Here is an 18,195-nt window from a genome sequence, read left to right as displayed (position 1 = left end):
AAGCGCATTCAAAATAAAAAGTGAAGCCTCTCATGCTTCATGAACAAAGGAGTGTCCTGAGGAGTGAACAATTCGGATATTTGTGAAGTTTTATGTAATAAGAGGCGTCTGATCGACGCCTTAAACCCATTCACAAAGCATATTTGAACGTTTGAGGCCGTCCTTTACTATCATGTAGCTCGAAGCGCAGTTCACCATCATTTTTGTTCTGACCGATAAACTTAATACCATCTTCCCTGAATCCGTTCAGTTGCTCAGGAGCTAATTGAAGCAACTCATACACCAACAATGACTGGTGGGTTTTAAGATTAATTAATATTAAAAAGCCCTCATCATTCGATCTGGCAAGAATAAACCCCTCGCCCATGCCTTCCACCGCAAAGCTGTCCTTCAAACGACCGGAAAGCTTCCCCATATTCCATATTTCTTTTACAGAACCATTAGCGTCAATCAGACGAACGGTCTGTCCATCGTTCATGACTGCTTTACCATTATAAAGCTTGATATTGTTGGCATTAAAATTCCAATAATGAGCCTTTGCCTGACGAAGTACCTTTCCTTTCTGGACGAACAGCGTATAAAAATCGTCATTAATCATGGGCTCGCCATACGCTTGCCATACCGTAACCAAATCTGCATCCTCCGTAACCTTGGTTGATATGATTTTCGTCATGCCAAAATAATCTTCTTTCAATTTAATATTTGTTGGACTGAGCGCACGGATACGGCCGCCATCCTCTTTATGGTACAATACTCCGCTGCTTGCATCCAGCAAATAGCCCTTGCTTTCCTCCGATTCCCCAACCAACTGAGGATAGCTTATGCTAGCCATTCGTTCGTTTTTCTTCCATTCGAGCTTGCCTCCGACCACATCACTGATAAATGCCAGAGGAACATAAAGCGTTCCACGAATGCTACTGGCTGAAACGTCGTAAGTAACCTTCCTGTTATGTACAAAACCTATATTGGAGTTAGCCTTTATTCGACCGGAACCCAGACTGGCTATACCATTGGTAAGTGTAAGCGTCTGTGTTTTGGGGTCATAATCCGTGGCTATTCCTGGCAGAGCAGCATCTGTAATAGGAATCATGACCTGTCCCTTGTTTATGAATGACTCTCCTTTGGGAAACGACATCATATTTCCGTTAAAATAAACACGGACACTTGCAGTTCTCTGACCTTGCTTTATAGATGCAGAAGTTCCCGCTGCCTGAGCAAACTCTCCATCGTTCAGTCCGATTGCCACACTTGCCAATAAAACAAATGCAACTATTATCCGCTTGGCAGACTTATACCGTTTGACATTTTGAAGCTGGATCATGCTTGAACCCCTCCTTATAGATCAAATTCGTTTCAGCCGAACCCGTTTCATTCTTCCTAAAAATTCGCCGGACAGGTGTTAAAATCCTCTAAAAAAGGACCCTGCTACCTGCGCAGAGTCCTTGCTTGTACCATATCCTATTTTCAAGCTTGCCGTACTACTCTCACTCTGCGATTCACCAAATAAATGCTAAGCCCGATTAAGATCAACCCGATCAGCAGGAAAGCCGTAATCGCTTCGCCCAGCACCAACGAGCTGACAAACACCGAGATCACAGGCACCAAAAACGTATAAGACGCAACCTTGCTCGCATCCCCTGAATTAACAAGTGTGAAATACAGCAACCAGGAAAGTGAAATTCCCAGCACCGTGCCGAATATCAGCCCTGACACATACGGGACATTCCATACGATATCCGACCAGCTTTCCGTCACCGTTCCAGCTCCCGTCAGCACGATGCCTCCCAGTGTACATTGAAATGCAACCAGCCACAGCGAATCCACACGCTGGTTTACCTTTTTCACATATACCGTTCCCAATGCCCAGCTCACGGCTGTAATAATGGCGAGGATTACACCTGCCACAGCCACATGTCCTGAAAATCCGCCGACACTGACAGCCGCAACGCCCAAAAATCCGATGACCAATCCAAGCACTTTAAGTCTGGACATCGCTTCCCCTAGCCACATCCATGCAAAAATGCCGACCAGTACAGGCTGGAGATATACCAGCACAGAAAACAAGCCAGAGGGGACGTACATCAGTCCCACCGTTTGCAGACCATAAAACAATACCACGTTAAAAATACCTGAAATAGCATACACCCGCCAATTTTCTTTCCAACGAATGCGATTCCATCTCGGTACTAAAATCACTCCCAATAGCAGACCGCCCAGCAGTGTACGTAGTCCTGCAAACAATAGTGGAGGTGTGAATTCCAATGCAACTTTATAAATGGGCCAAGAAATGCCCCACAACACAACCAGTAGCGCGATCATCATCATCCGCTTGGCTGTCGTTAACTCTCCCATGACGCTATCGCTCCTCTATGAAAAAAATCACTAGACTTTATATACTACGCCTACAGAACAACTTTATCAAACAAAAAATATGTATTGGAAAGCTCCAACTTTCATGCCCGTTTTTTCATCGAGGTATGTCTTCGGACAGAGGAATCCAGTCAGTTGCCTATGTTACAATATACCAAAAAGACAGATAAAGCTTATAAGGACAGGAGGTTGTCTGCACTTGATTTATATCATCAAATTTTTGTACAGCTTTGTGCTCCCTCCCGGTTTGTTCATCCTCGTGATGGCAGGGCTCGTGATTTGGCTATGGAAAAGGGCACGTATACCTGCGGTCGTACTGCTTCTTGTCACATTGCTGCTGTATGTTTCCTCGACCAATTTGGCTGGAGATTTGTTAATCAGTAGCCTGGAAAAACAGTACCCACAGCCCCGTACCATTCAAGGTGATGTCATTGTCGTACTTGGGGGCGGAGCCACAGAAGGAACCCCTGACATCAATGGACAAGGCAATCTGCTAGGATCTGCGGCCAATCGACTGCTCACTGCGGCCAGATTGCATGAAGCAACAGGCATACCCATTCTTTTCTCCGGCGGGCAAGTGTTTGGAGACAGTGGTAATGAGGCGAATATTGCACAAAGACAGTTACTGGGACTCGGTATTCCGGCAAAGGACATTCTGATCGAAAACCGTTCTTTGAACACACAGCAAAATGCCGTATATACATCGCAAATTTTAAAAAAACATCAACTCACTAGACCTGTTCTGGTGACCTCCGCTTTCCATATGCCACGTGCTGCAATGGAATTTCAGCGTGCAGACATGCAGGTCGTAGCTTATCCTACCGACTATCTGGCAAGTGAAAAGCTGTCACTGTATGCTGGCAAACTCTCGCCGTCTGCTGGGGCCATGTCTACAACCGGAACAGCCCTCAAGGAATACCTAGGAATTCTTGCATTAAAGCTTAAATAATGTGATGTCTATATCATATAGCGGCATACAGCACAAACAAGCGTCTTACGCTCCGCAGGTATAAGCCTGTAAGCTAGCAAGGCGCTTGATTTACCATTACATATTCTAATCCAAGAAAATATCCGAAATTTGTTCTTCCGATATGACCTTAAAGCCTTCCTTTTTTAACAAAGCCGAGGTTACCCCATTACCAGCTATTTTACGATTTTCGAATGACCCATTATATATTGCTGCTGATCCGCAGGACGGGCTGTTTTCTTTTAAAACAACATGCGTTGCGTTAACCTCTCTGGCTATATTCAAGGCTTCGTACGCACCCCTAATGTACATATCGCTGACATCGTTGCCTGAAAACTCAACCACCTTGGCTGTGCCGTTCAGCACATCCTCGCCTGTCCCTCCAACAATCTCAGCAGGCTCTCTCGGAGTCACAAAGCCCCCCAAAAGCTCAGGACAGATTGTCACAGCTTTCTTTTCCTCTACCAACTTCTGTATATATACATCCAGGCTATCCGTCCCGTTATATCGTACCTTCATGCCCGCCAAACACGAACTTACCAGAATCATTAGTTCCACCTCATATCCATTACATTCACTATTAAGTAGTTAAAGTATAAACAAATTTTCTCGTAGAGTCATCGTGCGAAAATTTTGACTCGCCTCAACGTCTGCGTTCCGTAAGAGTGATACGTCTTTGCATGTTTTTCAGAGATCGCAAATGCATCAGGATTTCATTTTCTATACAACGGGCTGCAAATGTTGCCAGCTTGGTGCCTTTCCCAGTCTGAAAGCTTTCAATGTCCTTCATCAGGCCGATGGTACCGAAGGGTATGAGATCCTCCAAATATTCATTGTTTTATTCATTTAAGGAAGGTGGAGCGTGTACTCATCCAAAATAACCTTATAAAACAAGCCGGAGGCGCATGTTGGGCAGCCTTCGGCTTATTTTTATATGTTGAGGTTCATCCTGCTCGTAAGTAAGATAAATTTCACTCTTGCTATAAGTCATAATTTAAGATATATTATTAATTAAATAATCATTCATTTAATTAATTGAAGTTTAGTTTAAAGAGAGGAGAATACATTTGGCAAGACCCATCAATGAAGAAAAAAGACTGGAGCGGCGTAAACGTATTCTAGAAGAAGCTGTTGTCCTGTTCGCAGAAAGTGGATATTCTAATACCACAACGGCGATCATTGCGCAGAGTGTGGGAGTGACTCCTGGAACCATTTTTCAATATTTCCCCAGCAAAGAAGCTTTATACTACGCTGCTGTCCTTGAGCCGCTTGCTGATATTCAGGCGAAATCACTTGCTTGTCTACAACAAGAGGGGACGCCGGGCGTATTGATTAAAAGCATGGTGGCAGAACAATTCAACCATATCTACTCCTATATAAATGAATTGCGACTTGTTCAATCTGTCTTAGGACAACGAGTAAAATTCCCCGAACTTACACAGAAGGTCCTTGAAAGTATAAAGGTAATGACAGATGCGATCGAATGCGTCTATGCCAAGGGACAGTTAATGGGAGAATTCAACAAAAGCTTTTCTCCAGCAATGATCTCTCGTGCCTATATCTCTTTCTTAAATGGAGTGGGCTTAACTCTTGGAGAAAGTATTATTCATCATCCCGAGTGGGAAAATCTGAAGGGGCATGCCTTTTATTTGTTCGCACCCATACAACCTAAAGAAAAACTGGAGGAGTCTGAATGAGTCAAGCATCATTACAACCCGATCTGACATTTAACGTTCGTGTGAAAAAACGAAAGAAAATTTTATGGAGCCTAGGGATCGTGCTTTTGCTTGTGACGGCTCTTGTATTTTTTATATCTTATAAAGTAGTAGACACCTTGTTGCACCATCCTAGAGACACTAATGTCAGCTACGGATTAAATATCGATAAAACTCCCTATGAAGAGGTCGAGTTCAAGAGTGAAAAAAATGATAATACGATTAGAGGTTCCTTCTTTCCTGCAAGTGGTCTTTCTGGTAAATCAAGTAGTAAAACGATTATTGTCGTCCATGGATATACGAGCAATCGTTTAGTCAAAGGGCGGACCCAAAAGTTAGTAGAGCACTTCGTTCCGAAAGGCTACAATGTATTGGCATTTGACCTCAGTTCACAAGGTAAGTCCGATGGTGATTTGATTACGCTGGGCCTCAATGAAAAATATGATTTGCTAGGAGCTGTAAGCTATTTAAAATCGAGAGACCATACGGGTGATAACATTGGAGTTATCGGTTTTTCAATGGGTGCTGCTACTTCTTTGCTAGCCGCAAGTGAAAGTGATGACATCAAAGCCGTAATTGCGGATAGTCCTTTTCGTAATGCTGGTCTATTTCTGAGAGAGGGTTTGCCCTTCTTTTCAGGTTTACCTGCGTTTCCATTCAGTTATACATCGACATGGATGGCAAATTGGGCCTTTAAGGTTGATCTTGATTCCATATCTCCTATGGATGCGGTAAAAAAGATGCAAGACAAGCCAGTTATGCTCATTCATGGTACTGGAGATCAGCAAATTAGTTATAAAAATACAGAAATTATTTACGAGTCCTTAAAAGATAACCCAAAAGCAGAAGTATGGTACCCGCAAAATACGGAGCACATCGATGCCATCAACCATTACCCCACTGAATATTTCAAAAGAGTAGATCACTTTTTGGATGAATATGTAGGGAAATAAATTCAATCCAAGAGAGCCAACTAGCTGAACGAGTAACCACACTTATAGGAAAATTCCCTAGCGCTTTTCAGCGTAAAGAAGCAAGTAATTGAATTATGAAAAAGACCTAAAAAGGCCCTGTAAAGGGCCTCAAGTGGGTTCATATATCTCCTTATCCATTACCCCTTCTGCTTGTAAAATTCATGGTACAGCTTCATTAATGCACGCTTTTCAATGCGGGACACATACGAACGCGAAATCCCCAGCTCTCTGGCGATTTCCCGCTGTGTACGTTCTTCACCTCCGGCTTCTAGGCCGAATCGACCAATAACTACTTCTTTTTCACGCTCATCTAAAATATCCAGGTTGCGATAGATTTTACTCTTCTCGATTTTGAGCTGTACTTTATCTACAATATCGTCCGCCTCGGTGCCGAGGATATCAATCAAAGTAATCTCGTTGCCTTCCTTATCAGTCCCTATAGGATCGTGAAGTGATACGTCTTTGCGTGTTTTTTTCAGGGATCGTAAATGCATCAGGATTTCATTTTCTATACAACGGGCTGCAAATGTTGCCAGCTTGGTGCCTTTCCCGGTCTGAAAGCTTTCGATGGCCTTGATCAGTCCGATGGTGCCGATGGATATAAGGTCCTCCAAATCTTCACCGGTGTTATCGAATTTTTTCACAATATGGGCCACCAGCCGTAGGTTATGTTCAATGAGTGTGTTACGAGAGTGTGCGTTGCCTTCGGCAAAAAGCTTTAGGTGTCGAGCTTCCTCTTTCTCAGTCAATGGCTGCGGAAAGGCGTTGTTTTTCACGTAGGAAACGAGTAGCGTCAATTCCTTGATGAACAGAGCGATAGCGCTAAATAGTCCGGGCACGGATGACACCTCCTGAGGTAGTTGCGAACTTACCGGCCTTTGTTACTTACCGGGCTTGCGGTCTGTTTATTGTATGTAGGCAGGTGCCCATCCGTGCCTGTACTCCGAAAACTGCTCCGTAACAATTTGCCGGATATCTTGCTGGAGCAACCTCCAATACTTAATTCGAAACATAGAGATCTCTTCGACACAAATCAACGCACTCCATATAGCCAGAGGAAAACCCGGAATAGCCTTACATTATCCAACAATTGGTTTCCCATTTTCTCTCAGCAGAGTATTAACTTCTTTCTAAATATGACAATGGGAGTGGAGAATAGACCATTGTATCTCCATCTTCATCACGTTTTAAAACAATAGCAAACTCAGCACCATTACTTTCATCACCTCTTGGCAACGGGAATATCATAGCCGGACAACGCAACTCATAATTATGAGGAAATTCTTTTCGAAAGTTCTCTAAAGCATAATTCAAAATCGCATCTATTTTGTCGGTAAGCACATTAAATCCGCCTATTACAAAATCATTGTATTCTTGGGAAGCGGTGTACTTCTCAAATAATTTTCTTTTATATTCCTCAACAGTACTAAAACAAACTTCCCAATCCAAAGGGAATATGCCATTTCCCAAATAATAAGTGTATATTTTCATATTCGATCCATTTCCTTTCTCGCACCTCATTTAGTTATTTATATTCTAAACATGCAACTCCCCGCCCGCAAATGAGTTTGCTATTATGATGTCAGACCGCTTAAACACTAGTATGCATTCCATGATCAAGGAATATATTCATAGAGAGTTTCATATAAATGATATATATCAACCTTTTCAACACATTCAAAAATTAAACTTAAGGAGGAATTTCAACATGGCAAAATTCAGTCAAAATCCAGACAACTATACTTTTTCCATGGATCCTGTTGTTATAGCAGAGGAAAATGTATCAACCAACGGAGATTCCAAAAATACTTTTCCGAAAAATGTTTTAATTGATAATAATCTCTATTGGGAAAGCAGCTTAAACGGTAAAGGTGGAGAAATCATCTTTAAATTAGATACAGGTAAGACGATCAATGATATTCTTTTAGCTCAGCCATCTTCTCGAGCTTTTATACTTTCATTTTCTTTTCACGGCTCTAGAGACGGAGAAAATTGGTTTAGGTTAGGTGAAGTCGAAACTTTGCCAACCACTGCAAAAACAACCTATCAATTTAGTAATGAGATTCCTTTTTCATATTATAAAATAACTGTACTTTCATCGGGAATGAGTAGTACAACCTCCTATTATGGTTTACGATATGTTCAGCTAAGAACCGCACTCATTAATGGCGTTCCTGCCTACAGAGCATCCAATCTAAACCCCACTATTGCGGAATAAGTTAGTATACACAAAAAAGGGGCTGGCCAACGCCGCCCCTTGATTCATTCTATTTCATTTGAAGCATGTTATAAATCATCTCTGCTGCTTCTGCACGTGTGACCTCCTGCTTGGCACGGAAGCTACCATCTGGATATCCTTGTACTAAATTAATTTCGGTTAGACCAAGTACATCCTTTCTGGCCCACTCTACAATTTGAGAGGAATCTGAGTATGCACTGCTTTCTTGCTGTGGTGTAGCCTTGACAATGTTATTCACCATTTTAGCCGCCTGCTCACGGTTAATGACACGATCTGGGCCAAATTCTCTATTACTAAACCCGCGAGCAACCTGATCTTTAATCGCCGTTTTGAGCAGATCAACGTACCACGCCGATGGATTGATATCCTCGAAGCCTAAAGTCACATCCGTTTCGAGCGGTAATTTCAAGGAACGGACCAGCATAGAGGTAAACTCCATACGTGTTACAGGTCTGTTCGGCTCAAATAGCGTGTGGGTTGTTCCCTTTACTACACCTAAATCAGCAAGCACATTTATTTTTTCTCTATTAAATATCCGATCAATGTCACTAAAACGATTTGGCTTCTTTTCAACGGTTGAATCTTGAATGTGCTCTGTTTCTATCGGTTCCTTTATAACAGGCTGAATCGGTTTTACACTCTCCGCCCCTCCTGCTCCGCCACCTGCTTCCACAGTATTACCCGTTGTTTTGCCATTCGCTTGTTTTGCCTCTGTGCGTTTTCCTTGACTATTTTCTGCCCAAAGTTGAACTGTATACAACCGCTTCTCTTTAAGCTGTCTCCAGATATAGCTTCGATCCTTACCACGATATAGCTCTGTTCCTCCTTCACTGGCGAGGACGAAAATATCATTCTCATGGTCTGATTCCCAATAGATAATAAACTCACTATTCGTTGTATCCGTCTTCGAAAACGCAAACGCTGGGGACGGTAGCGTCTCGACCTGACCTTCTGTTGGCTTACCCTCACCACTTGTGTTCAATGGCTTGACGGTAATACGATACAATGTAGAACTATCCAGTCCATCTACTTTAAATTCATGGGTGGCCGTATGACCGATAAGCATCTCGTTTTGGTAGACATTGTAAGCATCTGCACCCGGAGCTTCTTTCCACGTAACAACCAAATCGGTATCTGTTACTTCTTTCACAGTCAATCTATTGTCTGATATCTGACCTGGTAAAGCACGATGCGTAAACGGAGCTATATTACCTGCCCCCGTTGTATTCACGGCCTGTATACCAAACGAGTAAATCATACCACGCTGGATACCTGAAAGCTTAATATGGGCATCTCTGGTGTTAAAAACTTCCCCCGTATCTTTACGGGTTACAGTATATTGATAAGCGCTCTGGATTCCATCCCAGCTCAGTGAAATCTGGCCACCCTCAAGTTCTGTAACATGAATATTTTGTACTTGAGGAGGAAGTGTCAGCAGCTCACCAAACGCTGGCTGGCTGAAACCACTACTGTTCCCACTGCTCACTTGAAAATCATAGTTACTCCCACCTGTTAAACCAGCTATAACCACACGTGGTTCCGTACTATAATAATCTTGACCGTTGATCGTTACCTTATATTGAGTTGCCCCATCAACCGGGGTCCATATCAATGTGGCATCGTGCTCGCGAACATCTACAGTTGCAAGTTGTACAGCCGAAATTGGTAGTGTTAATGCGTTGATAGAAGTATCTTTACCCGTACCACTTCGATTGTAGGCTCGTATTTTAATATTGGCAGACCTGCCCGCTGGCAAGCCCTCAAAAGTATAAGAATGAATACCACGCGCAACCCGGACCTTCGGTTCATCGTTAACATTCAAGATGTATCCTTCAGCCCCCTGCACATCCTGCCACTCAACACTGACAGCATACACATCCTTCGTCACACCCGATAATGTAGTTACTCGATCAGGTAAAGTGATGACTCCCAGATGAGCATAGTCTCCGAATCCTGTTGCATTTTCAGCGGAAACGTTATAATCATACTCTGTTCCCGCCTGAAGATCAGTATCGGTGAATTCTGTATACACATCGTTATAAACCGATACTTCATTACGTTCTAGGGTATAGTAGGTGGCAGTGATTACAGAATTCCACTTCAAGTCGATTCCATTTTCTCTTACAGTTACATTCCGGAATCCGTTCGGGCTGTCTGGTAGGCTTAGAAAAGATACATGCTTTGCTGTACCCTCTCCAGTGTCATTCATAGCTGATACAGAAATATCGTAATATTTACCAGGCTTCATTCCCGTAATTGGATTATACACATCCTGTGTAACCGTATCCTTAAATATGATTTCTCCCGTACTTACGTCTGCTGCTGTAATATTATATCTGTTAGCTGATGAAACTGGCGTAAAGTCAGCCATGATTTCTGTAGAATGACGAGAGACAGGTCGTAACTGGATATGATCAGGAGCATCAGGTAACGTTAATACACGGACTCGATTGGAATACGCATTGCCTCCTACATGATTACTAGAACGCACTTCATATTCGTATTGCCGTCCTCCTTGTAGCCCTCTATCTGTAAAGGAATTTGTCGGATGCGTAACATCCCAAACCTCATTAGTTGTTATATTTCGGACTGTATAAACGTAACCATCATCAAGGGCCGACGGGAGTGTCCACTGCAAATCAGCTTCTGTATTTCGTACGGATGTCGCAGAGAGCACAACCGACTGGGGCTGGTTTTGAATGCGAAGTGCACCGCTAACCGTTTCATAAATGTTACCCACCCTATCTTTGACCTTGGCATGAACATACCATTCACCTTCATTTGAAAGATCCATCTGGATTGTTGTGTCGGCTGCAGCATCCCAGTTTTCGGGTGAATCAGGGCTGTTCGTGATTTTATACTGCATTGTGGATGACTCAATCCCCGAATGCTGATCGGCATATCGTATCCTTACAGGAATATGAGTATCTTTCCATTCACGCGAATCCTGCGTCAGTTGGATCGTCGGTGGTTCCAAATCAATATAAGACACCGCGGACACCGGATCGCTTCGATTTCCAGCTGCATCTACAGCTTGTGCAGTCAATTGTATGACCCCCGAACCCTTTAATATTCCCGATGAACCAGACACATAAGCGCCAGAACCTAATTGATATTCATAATGTACTGCTGTAATATCCGTCGCACCCGATAGAGCAAACTGAACTGGCTTATTGGTATATCGAGTAGGTATCGTCACCTCGGAAAACGTAACTTTTGGAGACGTTGGCTTGGTTCGATCAATCGTAACCGATTGAGTTACGATTGAACTAGACACATCAAGATTATTGATCGTCCGTGCTGATAATTCGTAAATTCCTTCTGTGTTTAATGTAAAAGTACCCTTGTAGGTCAACCACTCCCCAGATGGATTCAAGCGATACTGTGTCATCTTAATTCCATTTGTAGGGTCACTTCCTGAACCAATGGTAATATTCACATCACGGTTCGTTGGGCCTGTTTCACTAGCCCGGATGACAGGAGCAGTCGGTCCCTTTTTATCAATAGTGACTTCCTTGCTTACTTCTCGGCTCACATTACCGACGCTGTCAATGGAGCGTGCATGTACCATGCTTTTACCATCTTTATTCACATGAAACGCTTCACTATAGTCCTGCCAATCCTGATTCACAACGCCTGTCATACGAAATTGAGTATGGGCTAGTCCAGAATAATCGTCTACACCTGGTTGTAATGAAATCGTATAGTCATTACTATTCCCTGTTGCTTCTATGCTAGGGGGAGTTGGTGGCATCTTGTCTATTCGGACATTCCCGGAAGAAAGGCCACTATACTGGTCATTCACATCCACTGTCCGGGCATAGATTGTATTTACACCATGGTCATAGACAGTGAAAGGCCCGGTGTATTGCTGAAATGCTCCTCCGTTCAGACTATATTCATAGTATTTTAATCCTTCAGGAGCCACATCTCCATCGATCCACACGGTTACAGGTTCTTTGGTCCATCCTGTGATCGCTTGCCCCTCTGTACCTGCATGGATCTGAGGTGGTTTAGGCATTAGGTCCGATTTGGGAATAACACGGATTCCAAACTTGGATATTTCAGCACTTGTCTGTTGGCTATCTCCCACCGCTCTGAAATATCGAACATCTCTTAATGTAATAGTATCGGTGATATCTAACCATTTTCCCTGATAATATCTATCCGCATAGAATTTCGTTACATTAGTCCATGTATATAAGTTCGTTCCATTAGGCCTCCAACTGTCGCCTGCTGCGTTATTAGATGCATATATATCAGTATGATAAGACCCTTCAATGTAAACAAAAATCCTGTAATCCGAAGTCTTAATGGATCTTCCAATATCAATAAAACGATTTGTCGGCTGCGTAGTACCATCACATTTATACCTGGCCGAACCCATGCCAGTATATACTTCCGTTGCTCCTATCCCATTTCCTGACCAAGAACCCCAACTATCGCCTCCACCCGGCAAATTGTTTTGGCAAAAAGGGCCCCCCATGATCTCCTGAGCAGCAGCTGATACCCTTTCCGGAAATATGGGAATCATCGTTAATAGTAGGAATACAGCCAAAAATCCATACACCCATTTCCTATACTTCCTTACCTTTCGCTTATTTTTTCGATACATACACTTCTCCTTACTTTATTTTATTTTCAAAGAGTTTTACAAACTCGCTTCGGGTAAAATAGAAAAAGCACCTCAAACGAAGGCGTTAATGCCTAGGTTTGAGGTGCTTCCTCTATATCACGAGTATGTTTTGAAGCTATTATACTTCGTTCCTGGCAGGATGTAAACAGAACTGACAAATTATTTGAGGATATTAATGAATCTGAACGCCCAAGTTCCGAAAAAATCCTCGCATATTTTGCATGTAAGAATCCTGAGTAGCGGAAGATTCCTTAAGAAGATTTTGCATACTGTTCATAAATGCAGAAGCTGATGTCGTATCAGCTTTGTCAAACCGATTGTTTAACGGTGTGTTATTTAGCAACTCTGCGTTCTGTCCCGTGCGTTCCTTGTATTTCTCAATCCAATCGGGATGTTGAGGAACCTTTTGCGCAAAATTTAACAGTTGGCTCAGCCCATTTCCTCCACCTTTAATATCATTCATGTACGCCGTATATTTTTGAGGATCGACCTGCTTCATCACTTCTGATAGCTTAACATAATCCTCAGGAGCACCTGACGGACGATCTATTGGAGTCGTGTAGCTAATATCTCCGGTCTCTGGATCAGTCGATCGTGTTGAAGCAATACCAGCGATCTGGTTCATGGTTTCGAGAAATTCTTTGGCCTTGTCGCCTTCCATGTAATGATCAGCAATATACTTGGATTGAGTGACTCCCATCTCCAGCAGCACAGCTCGCTGACTCTCATCCGTTACTCTTCCGTCGACGATAAAATTAGATTGAATCATATTGTACACTGCATTAGACACTTCTTCTGGCTGACCTTCCAAAACCCGGTTTAATGAATCATTGATTTGGGTTGTACCGAAATACTTGGCAGACTGTGATACAATAGCTCCTTCGGCCAACTGTCTGCCGGCTTCACTGATCTCCACGGAGTCTTGAACTACCACTCTGGAGACCTGTTCTTCATGAAGCTGGGGTGGTGGAGCTTGCTTGCTTGTCGGATTGATCCGTAAGCTACTCGCATTAAGAATCGCTTGCTGTGCTCTAAGAGGCCCAAAATTCATCCTATTTCCTCCTGTCATGTTTGTAACAGGCAATCTAAGGCGTATGTATAGTGTAATGTGACCCTGTTTCTATATATATCGGACAAAGCATATATGGAATGAATATATGCTTTGTCCCAAAAATGAACAAATATTGAAGCAAACTACTTTTGATTCAAATATAAAATACTCAAGCAACAAGTTACCTTAAGGGTTAGCTTAATAACCTATCTATCAACCGCCATAAATACTATAGGCAAAGTGATATACAATATCCGTATCTATAATCGAAGTACCTGACACCTGAGCGGCTACCCCTGATAGATCATAGTAGTGTGTAAAACTGATGGCTCCAGACAGGTATTCCGCTATACTTCCAGTGGAAGATGGCAGGGAAAGAGTCACACTAAAGGCTCCATTCTGGTCCGTATAAGCTGTGCCTGTACGAGTACGATTCCCGCTGCCTTCAGTCCAGTTCTGATTCAACCATGTCACATCAACAGGTGCATTTGCCACTGAATAACCATCAGTTGTCTTAACTACACCCTTCACGGTAAGGTTACTGCGTTGATTAACCCGATAATGACGACCATATGAGTAGTTCGGATAATCATTAGGGCCATTAGCAGAATCATAGCCGGTAATTTCAATTTTGCCAGCCCGAAGCACCGGCTTCAGTGTAAGTGTGTACAAATGATTGGGTGAATACTGATTGGTTGTGTACACTCGCACATAGTAGGTTCCTGTATTTAAGCTAACATTATGGTTCGTTTGCGGCAGAAGCACCATTTGGTTTCCGGTAAGGACTCCGTAGACTTCCGCTTTGTAGCCATAACCGTCCGAAACACTGTCAAGCTTGACGTTCAAAGCGTCATAATTGCGGCTGGCTGGGATCGTAACTTGGTACCAGTCATTATCAATGCCTGAATGAATGGAGCGTGAATTAAGCGATGAACCGCCCGTACTAAAGGTAAAGTTGTAGGCATGGAAAGCACTCTCATCTGGTTCATATGCATCGTAGCTGGAACTTGTATCGACCGTTAGATAGAAAGGATCATTGATACTGGAACCTTTTTTGGCATGGACAACAATCGCATATGCCTTTTCATTTCCAGAAGCGTTGCGGGTTCCTACGTTTTCAGGAAGTGAGGCAGCCCCCTGTTCATAATTGTTAAAATAAGTACCATAGGTGGATGCGTCAATGGCATTAGGATTAATGTCCCCTGTCGTCATATCAAACTCATATAAGTATAAATCATAGTCAAGCTGGGCTGAAAATGGACCATCCAACTGGGCCTGCAACAATTCACCAGGCTGCAAATAGATCGGATATAAAAATTGTGTACCTCCCTCTTGCGTAATCGTACCGGAATACGTAGCAGAAGAAGCTGTGGCTGAAGCAGCCATTGGGCTTTCTTTCAGCGTAGACATGGATTCCCTTTTCAATGAGGTTGTCTCTGATGTCTTGAAGTTGAGGTTTTCTTGCATGACATAAACCGAAGACGTAACGCTGTCTGACTTGTCTGCCCGCGTTAAACGCTTAATTAAGTCTCTATTTTCAGTTGTTAGCTGAATCTTGGATTCTACCTTAATCGCTTGATCCGATGCAGCCTCCTTACTTTCACTCGCGTTCGCAGTCATTCCGAAAGCAAACAGAAGCATCATGCTTAACATCATTGCAATAGCCTTTTTGAACCTTTTCATACTGAAATCCCCTCTCAAATGGTTTAAGGAATTCCCGCTATCCCCGGATAAACCAGGGTGATTTCTAGGCTGCATGGCTCTATCATAAATCATCTTTGGTTCTATTGGAATATATTATGCAAAACATTTTCTATTTGTAATCTATGAAAAAAAGACTATTTTCTTATCCTTGCTAAATAAACATGAAAAGTCGCTCTTTCAGAAATGGAAAGCCTCGGCTAACCCTTCAGAAAAAGCGACTCTCTCATGATCAAAATGACATTAAAGCATTTCTTAGTTTCTCAAGCTGTAAGCAAATAGATAAATAATGTCCGTCGCACTAATCGAAGTTCCATCGACCTGAGCGGCTACTCCTGTAAGATCATAATAGTGTGTGGAACCAATTTCACTTATATAATCTACATTTTTTCCTGTCGATTGCGGAAGAGAAAGGGTCACACTGAATTTACCGCTATCATCGGTGTACGTAGAAGCCGTTCTCGTACGGTTACCGCCACTCTCGCTCCAGTTCTTATCCAGCCAAACGACCGTGACAGGAGCATTGGGAACCATTTGACCATCTGTTGTTTTCACAACACCGTTCACGATCAGACTGCTGCCTCCGTTAATACGATAATGACGACCGTAAGAATACGTCGGATAATCATAATAGCCATTGGAGTTATAGCCGGTAATTTCAATTTTGCCAGCTCGAAGCACCGGTTTAATCGCTAGTGTATACAAATGGTCGGCTGAATACTGACTTGTGCAGTACACTCGTACACAGTAGGTCCCTGTGCTTAAGGTAACATTATGATTGGTTTGCGGTAGAAGCACCATTTGGTTGCCAGCAAGAGCTGCATATACTTCCGCTTTGTACCCATAGCTTTCCGAAGTGCTGTCCAGCTTCACATTTAATGCATCATAATTACGGCTGGCTGGTACTGTAACTAGATACCAATCGTTATCTATAGCGGAATGAATGGTACGGAAGTTAATCGAGGAGCCTTTGTCGTTAACCGTAAAATCATAAGCATGAAAGGCACTGTCATCCGGCTCATAGGCATCATAGTTGGAGCTTACTGCTACAGTTAAATAAAAAAGATCATTAATGCTAGACCCCTTCTTGGCATGAACTGCAAGCGCGTATGCCTTCTCGGCTCCGATTGAGTTGCGAGTTCCTACGTTTTCTGGAAGAGAAGCAGCTCCTTGCTCATAATTGTTAACATAAGTCCCGTAGTTGGAAACATTTATAGGATTGGAATTAATATCACCTGTCGCCATATCAAACTCATACAGGTATAAGTCATAGTCTAGCTGGGCTGAAGACGGACCATCCAACTGAGCCTGTAACAATTCACCCGGTTGCAAATAAATCGGATATAAAAACTGTGTGCCTCCCTCTTCTGTAATCGTGCCGGAATATGTAGCAGTAGACGCTGTCGCTACGGTCGCTGCAGCTTTAGCTGATACTGATTTTGTGCTGGCTTTGAGCGAAGGGGTAACTTTCTTTTTCAATACAGATTTCTGTGGTGTCGCCAAGTTAATATTTTCTGTAATGGTGTACACCGAATTTGTGATACTGGCAGGCTTGTCCGCGCGTGTTAATTGTTCAATGACACTTCCCTTATCAGTTGTTAGCTGCACATTGGAAACTATTTGAATCGCTTGATCCGTCTTCACCTCTGGGCTTGCACTCGCGTTCGCCGTCATCCCGAATGATAGCAGGAGCATTGAGCTTAGTGTAACTGAAACCACCTTTTTAAACCTTATCATACTGAAATCTCCTCTCAAATGTATTAAAGAAATACAGCTATTCCTAAATATATGCAGGGAAATTCTAGGATGTCCTTTTCTGTCATAAAGGAATTCTGGTTTCAATGGAATATAATTCTTAAAATATTCTTATTTGTAATCCGTATGAATAGGGTTTAGGTTAATTAACTTAATGATGAAAAAACTTAGCGTGTTTATGTTAGTATTATGTTGCTTCTCCATTTTGGCAGCCTGCTCTACCGATCCGGTTAAAAAAGATTTAATTACCTATGTGAATGATGGAATGCTTCCGTTAGCACAAGATGAAAAAACAGTAACTGAAAAATATGGATCCGTGACCGGTGATAACTTCACAGATGATGAAACACTATATAATACGTTACGAGACGAAATTATCCCACAATACACCAAATACCTTGATAAAGTTGAAGCAGTAAAGACGGAAACCCCTGAGGTGCGAGCTGTCCACGAAACCTACGTCAAGGCGGTTAGCACTCAAAAGGAAGCATTCATTACGATGCTCGATGCGTTGGAAAAAGGGGATCTGAACTTAATTAATGAAAGTAACACCAAGCTAAGCGAAGGTAGAAAGCTATTCAGAGATTTTGGCGAACAGGTTAACACACTTGCCAAAGAGCATGATGTGACTTTGAATAAGAAATAAACAAAAAAAAACCCATTATGGGAGTTTCAGATTGTCGAGAAACCCTGTCATTTTGAGACGTGGGTTTCTTTTTTACATCATAATGCTCTGGTCTCTGGAGAAGCAGGGGGGTTACCCCTGTTTCTCCAGGCGATCTAGGTG

The 18,195-nt window shown here is 42.7% G+C and carries 14 protein-coding genes and 1 pseudogene; 5 read left to right on the top strand and 10 right to left on the bottom strand.

The features are described 5' to 3' along the window. Positions 1–130: 130 nt before the first annotated feature. Both JOD82_RS13600 and JOD82_RS13595 read right to left on the bottom strand, forming a co-directional pair. Positions 131–1,321: a copper amine oxidase N-terminal domain-containing protein gene (locus JOD82_RS13600; protein WP_209949469.1), complete on the bottom strand. Its 1,191-nt coding sequence runs from the start codon at positions 1,319–1,321 to the stop codon at positions 131–133. Between the two features lie 143 nt (positions 1,322–1,464). Next, on the bottom strand, positions 1,465–2,352 hold the full coding sequence (locus JOD82_RS13595) for a DMT family transporter (protein WP_209949467.1): 888 nt from the start codon (positions 2,350–2,352) through the stop codon (positions 1,465–1,467). A 217-nt stretch (positions 2,353–2,569) separates the two neighbouring features. On the opposite strand from JOD82_RS13595, the gene JOD82_RS13590 reads away from it, so the two are divergent. Then, positions 2,570–3,319, top strand: a complete 750-nt coding sequence (locus tag JOD82_RS13590; protein ID WP_069010437.1) for a YdcF family protein — start codon at positions 2,570–2,572, stop codon at positions 3,317–3,319. A 105-nt stretch (positions 3,320–3,424) separates the two neighbouring features. Here JOD82_RS13590 and JOD82_RS13585 read toward each other — a convergent pair whose 3' ends face one another. Next, positions 3,425–3,886: a 2-thiouracil desulfurase family protein gene (locus JOD82_RS13585; protein ID WP_039272334.1), complete on the bottom strand. Its 462-nt coding sequence runs from the start codon at positions 3,884–3,886 to the stop codon at positions 3,425–3,427. A gap of 112 nt (positions 3,887–3,998) precedes the next feature. Further along, positions 3,999–4,169, bottom strand: a pseudogene (locus tag JOD82_RS13580) (sigma factor); the annotation flags it as partial. Between the two features lie 235 nt (positions 4,170–4,404). Here JOD82_RS13580 and JOD82_RS13575 point away from each other — a divergent pair. Then, on the top strand, positions 4,405–5,034 hold the full coding sequence (locus JOD82_RS13575; RefSeq protein ID WP_209949463.1) for a TetR/AcrR family transcriptional regulator: 630 nt from the start codon (positions 4,405–4,407) through the stop codon (positions 5,032–5,034). Next, positions 5,031–6,005, top strand: a complete 975-nt coding sequence (locus JOD82_RS13570) for an alpha/beta hydrolase (protein WP_029515398.1) — start codon at positions 5,031–5,033, stop codon at positions 6,003–6,005. The genes JOD82_RS13575 and JOD82_RS13570 overlap by 4 nt, the downstream gene beginning before the upstream one ends. Positions 6,006–6,163: 158 nt before the next feature. Here JOD82_RS13570 and sigK read toward each other — a convergent pair whose 3' ends face one another. Both sigK and JOD82_RS13560 read right to left on the bottom strand, forming a co-directional pair. Continuing rightward, on the bottom strand, positions 6,164–6,865 hold the full coding sequence (sigK, locus tag JOD82_RS13565; RefSeq protein WP_013311218.1) for an RNA polymerase sporulation sigma factor SigK: 702 nt from the start codon (positions 6,863–6,865) through the stop codon (positions 6,164–6,166). A gap of 280 nt (positions 6,866–7,145) precedes the next feature. Continuing rightward, positions 7,146–7,517: a hypothetical protein gene (locus JOD82_RS13560; RefSeq protein ID WP_029515399.1), complete on the bottom strand. Its 372-nt coding sequence runs from the start codon at positions 7,515–7,517 to the stop codon at positions 7,146–7,148. A gap of 217 nt (positions 7,518–7,734) precedes the next feature. Between JOD82_RS13560 and JOD82_RS13555 the strand changes: the two genes are divergently transcribed. Beyond that, complete coding sequence (locus JOD82_RS13555; protein ID WP_209949461.1) at positions 7,735–8,244, top strand: discoidin domain-containing protein; 510 nt, start codon at positions 7,735–7,737, stop codon at positions 8,242–8,244. Positions 8,245–8,293: 49 nt separating this feature from the next. Here JOD82_RS13555 and JOD82_RS13550 read toward each other — a convergent pair whose 3' ends face one another. The 4 genes from JOD82_RS13550 to JOD82_RS13535 form a co-directional block, all read right to left on the bottom strand. Continuing rightward, entirely contained in the window at positions 8,294–12,880 is a 4,587-nt protein-coding gene (locus tag JOD82_RS13550) for a fibronectin type III domain-containing protein (protein WP_209949459.1), read from the bottom strand. Positions 12,881–13,073: 193 nt separating this feature from the next. Then, positions 13,074–13,952: a hypothetical protein gene (locus JOD82_RS13545; RefSeq protein WP_209949457.1), complete on the bottom strand. Its 879-nt coding sequence runs from the start codon at positions 13,950–13,952 to the stop codon at positions 13,074–13,076. Between the two features lie 213 nt (positions 13,953–14,165). Continuing rightward, positions 14,166–15,635: a hypothetical protein gene (locus JOD82_RS13540; RefSeq protein WP_209949455.1), complete on the bottom strand. Its 1,470-nt coding sequence runs from the start codon at positions 15,633–15,635 to the stop codon at positions 14,166–14,168. A gap of 273 nt (positions 15,636–15,908) precedes the next feature. Further along, positions 15,909–17,390 (bottom strand): Ig-like domain-containing protein, encoded by a 1,482-nt coding sequence (locus tag JOD82_RS13535; protein WP_209949453.1) that lies wholly within the window; start codon positions 17,388–17,390, stop codon positions 15,909–15,911. Between the two features lie 172 nt (positions 17,391–17,562). Here JOD82_RS13535 and JOD82_RS13530 point away from each other — a divergent pair, with 172 nt between their 5' ends. Continuing rightward, on the top strand, positions 17,563–18,054 hold the full coding sequence (locus tag JOD82_RS13530) for a hypothetical protein (RefSeq protein ID WP_245249047.1): 492 nt from the start codon (positions 17,563–17,565) through the stop codon (positions 18,052–18,054). Positions 18,055–18,195 lie beyond the last annotated feature (141 nt).

The organism is Paenibacillus sp. 1182 (assembly GCF_017833915.1).
Taxonomy (GTDB): domain Bacteria; phylum Bacillota; class Bacilli; order Paenibacillales; family Paenibacillaceae; genus Paenibacillus; species Paenibacillus polymyxa_D.
This window is presented reverse-complemented; position numbering and strand designations above follow the sequence as displayed.

What these genes read in the sequence shown, in the direction of transcription:
- JOD82_RS13600 (WP_209949469.1), bottom strand. Translation starts at nt 1,321, where the DNA reads ATGATCCAGCTTCAAAATGTCAAACGGTATAAGTCTGCCAAGCGGATA.
- JOD82_RS13595 (WP_209949467.1), bottom strand. Translation starts at nt 2,352, where the DNA reads ATGGGAGAGTTAACGACAGCCAAGCGGATGATGATGATCGCGCTACTG.
- JOD82_RS13585 (WP_039272334.1), bottom strand. Translation starts at nt 3,886, where the DNA reads ATGATTCTGGTAAGTTCGTGTTTGGCGGGCATGAAGGTACGATATAAC.
- JOD82_RS13570 (WP_029515398.1), top strand. Translation starts at nt 5,031, where the DNA reads ATGAGTCAAGCATCATTACAACCCGATCTGACATTTAACGTTCGTGTG.
- JOD82_RS13560 (WP_029515399.1), bottom strand. Translation starts at nt 7,517, where the DNA reads ATGAAAATATACACTTATTATTTGGGAAATGGCATATTCCCTTTGGAT.
- JOD82_RS13555 (WP_209949461.1), top strand. Translation starts at nt 7,735, where the DNA reads ATGGCAAAATTCAGTCAAAATCCAGACAACTATACTTTTTCCATGGAT.
- JOD82_RS13550 (WP_209949459.1), bottom strand. Translation starts at nt 12,880, where the DNA reads ATGTATCGAAAAAATAAGCGAAAGGTAAGGAAGTATAGGAAATGGGTG.
- JOD82_RS13545 (WP_209949457.1), bottom strand. Translation starts at nt 13,952, where the DNA reads ATGAATTTTGGGCCTCTTAGAGCACAGCAAGCGATTCTTAATGCGAGT.
- JOD82_RS13540 (WP_209949455.1), bottom strand. Translation starts at nt 15,635, where the DNA reads ATGAAAAGGTTCAAAAAGGCTATTGCAATGATGTTAAGCATGATGCTT.
- JOD82_RS13535 (WP_209949453.1), bottom strand. Translation starts at nt 17,390, where the DNA reads ATGATAAGGTTTAAAAAGGTGGTTTCAGTTACACTAAGCTCAATGCTC.
- JOD82_RS13530 (WP_245249047.1), top strand. Translation starts at nt 17,563, where the DNA reads ATGATGAAAAAACTTAGCGTGTTTATGTTAGTATTATGTTGCTTCTCC.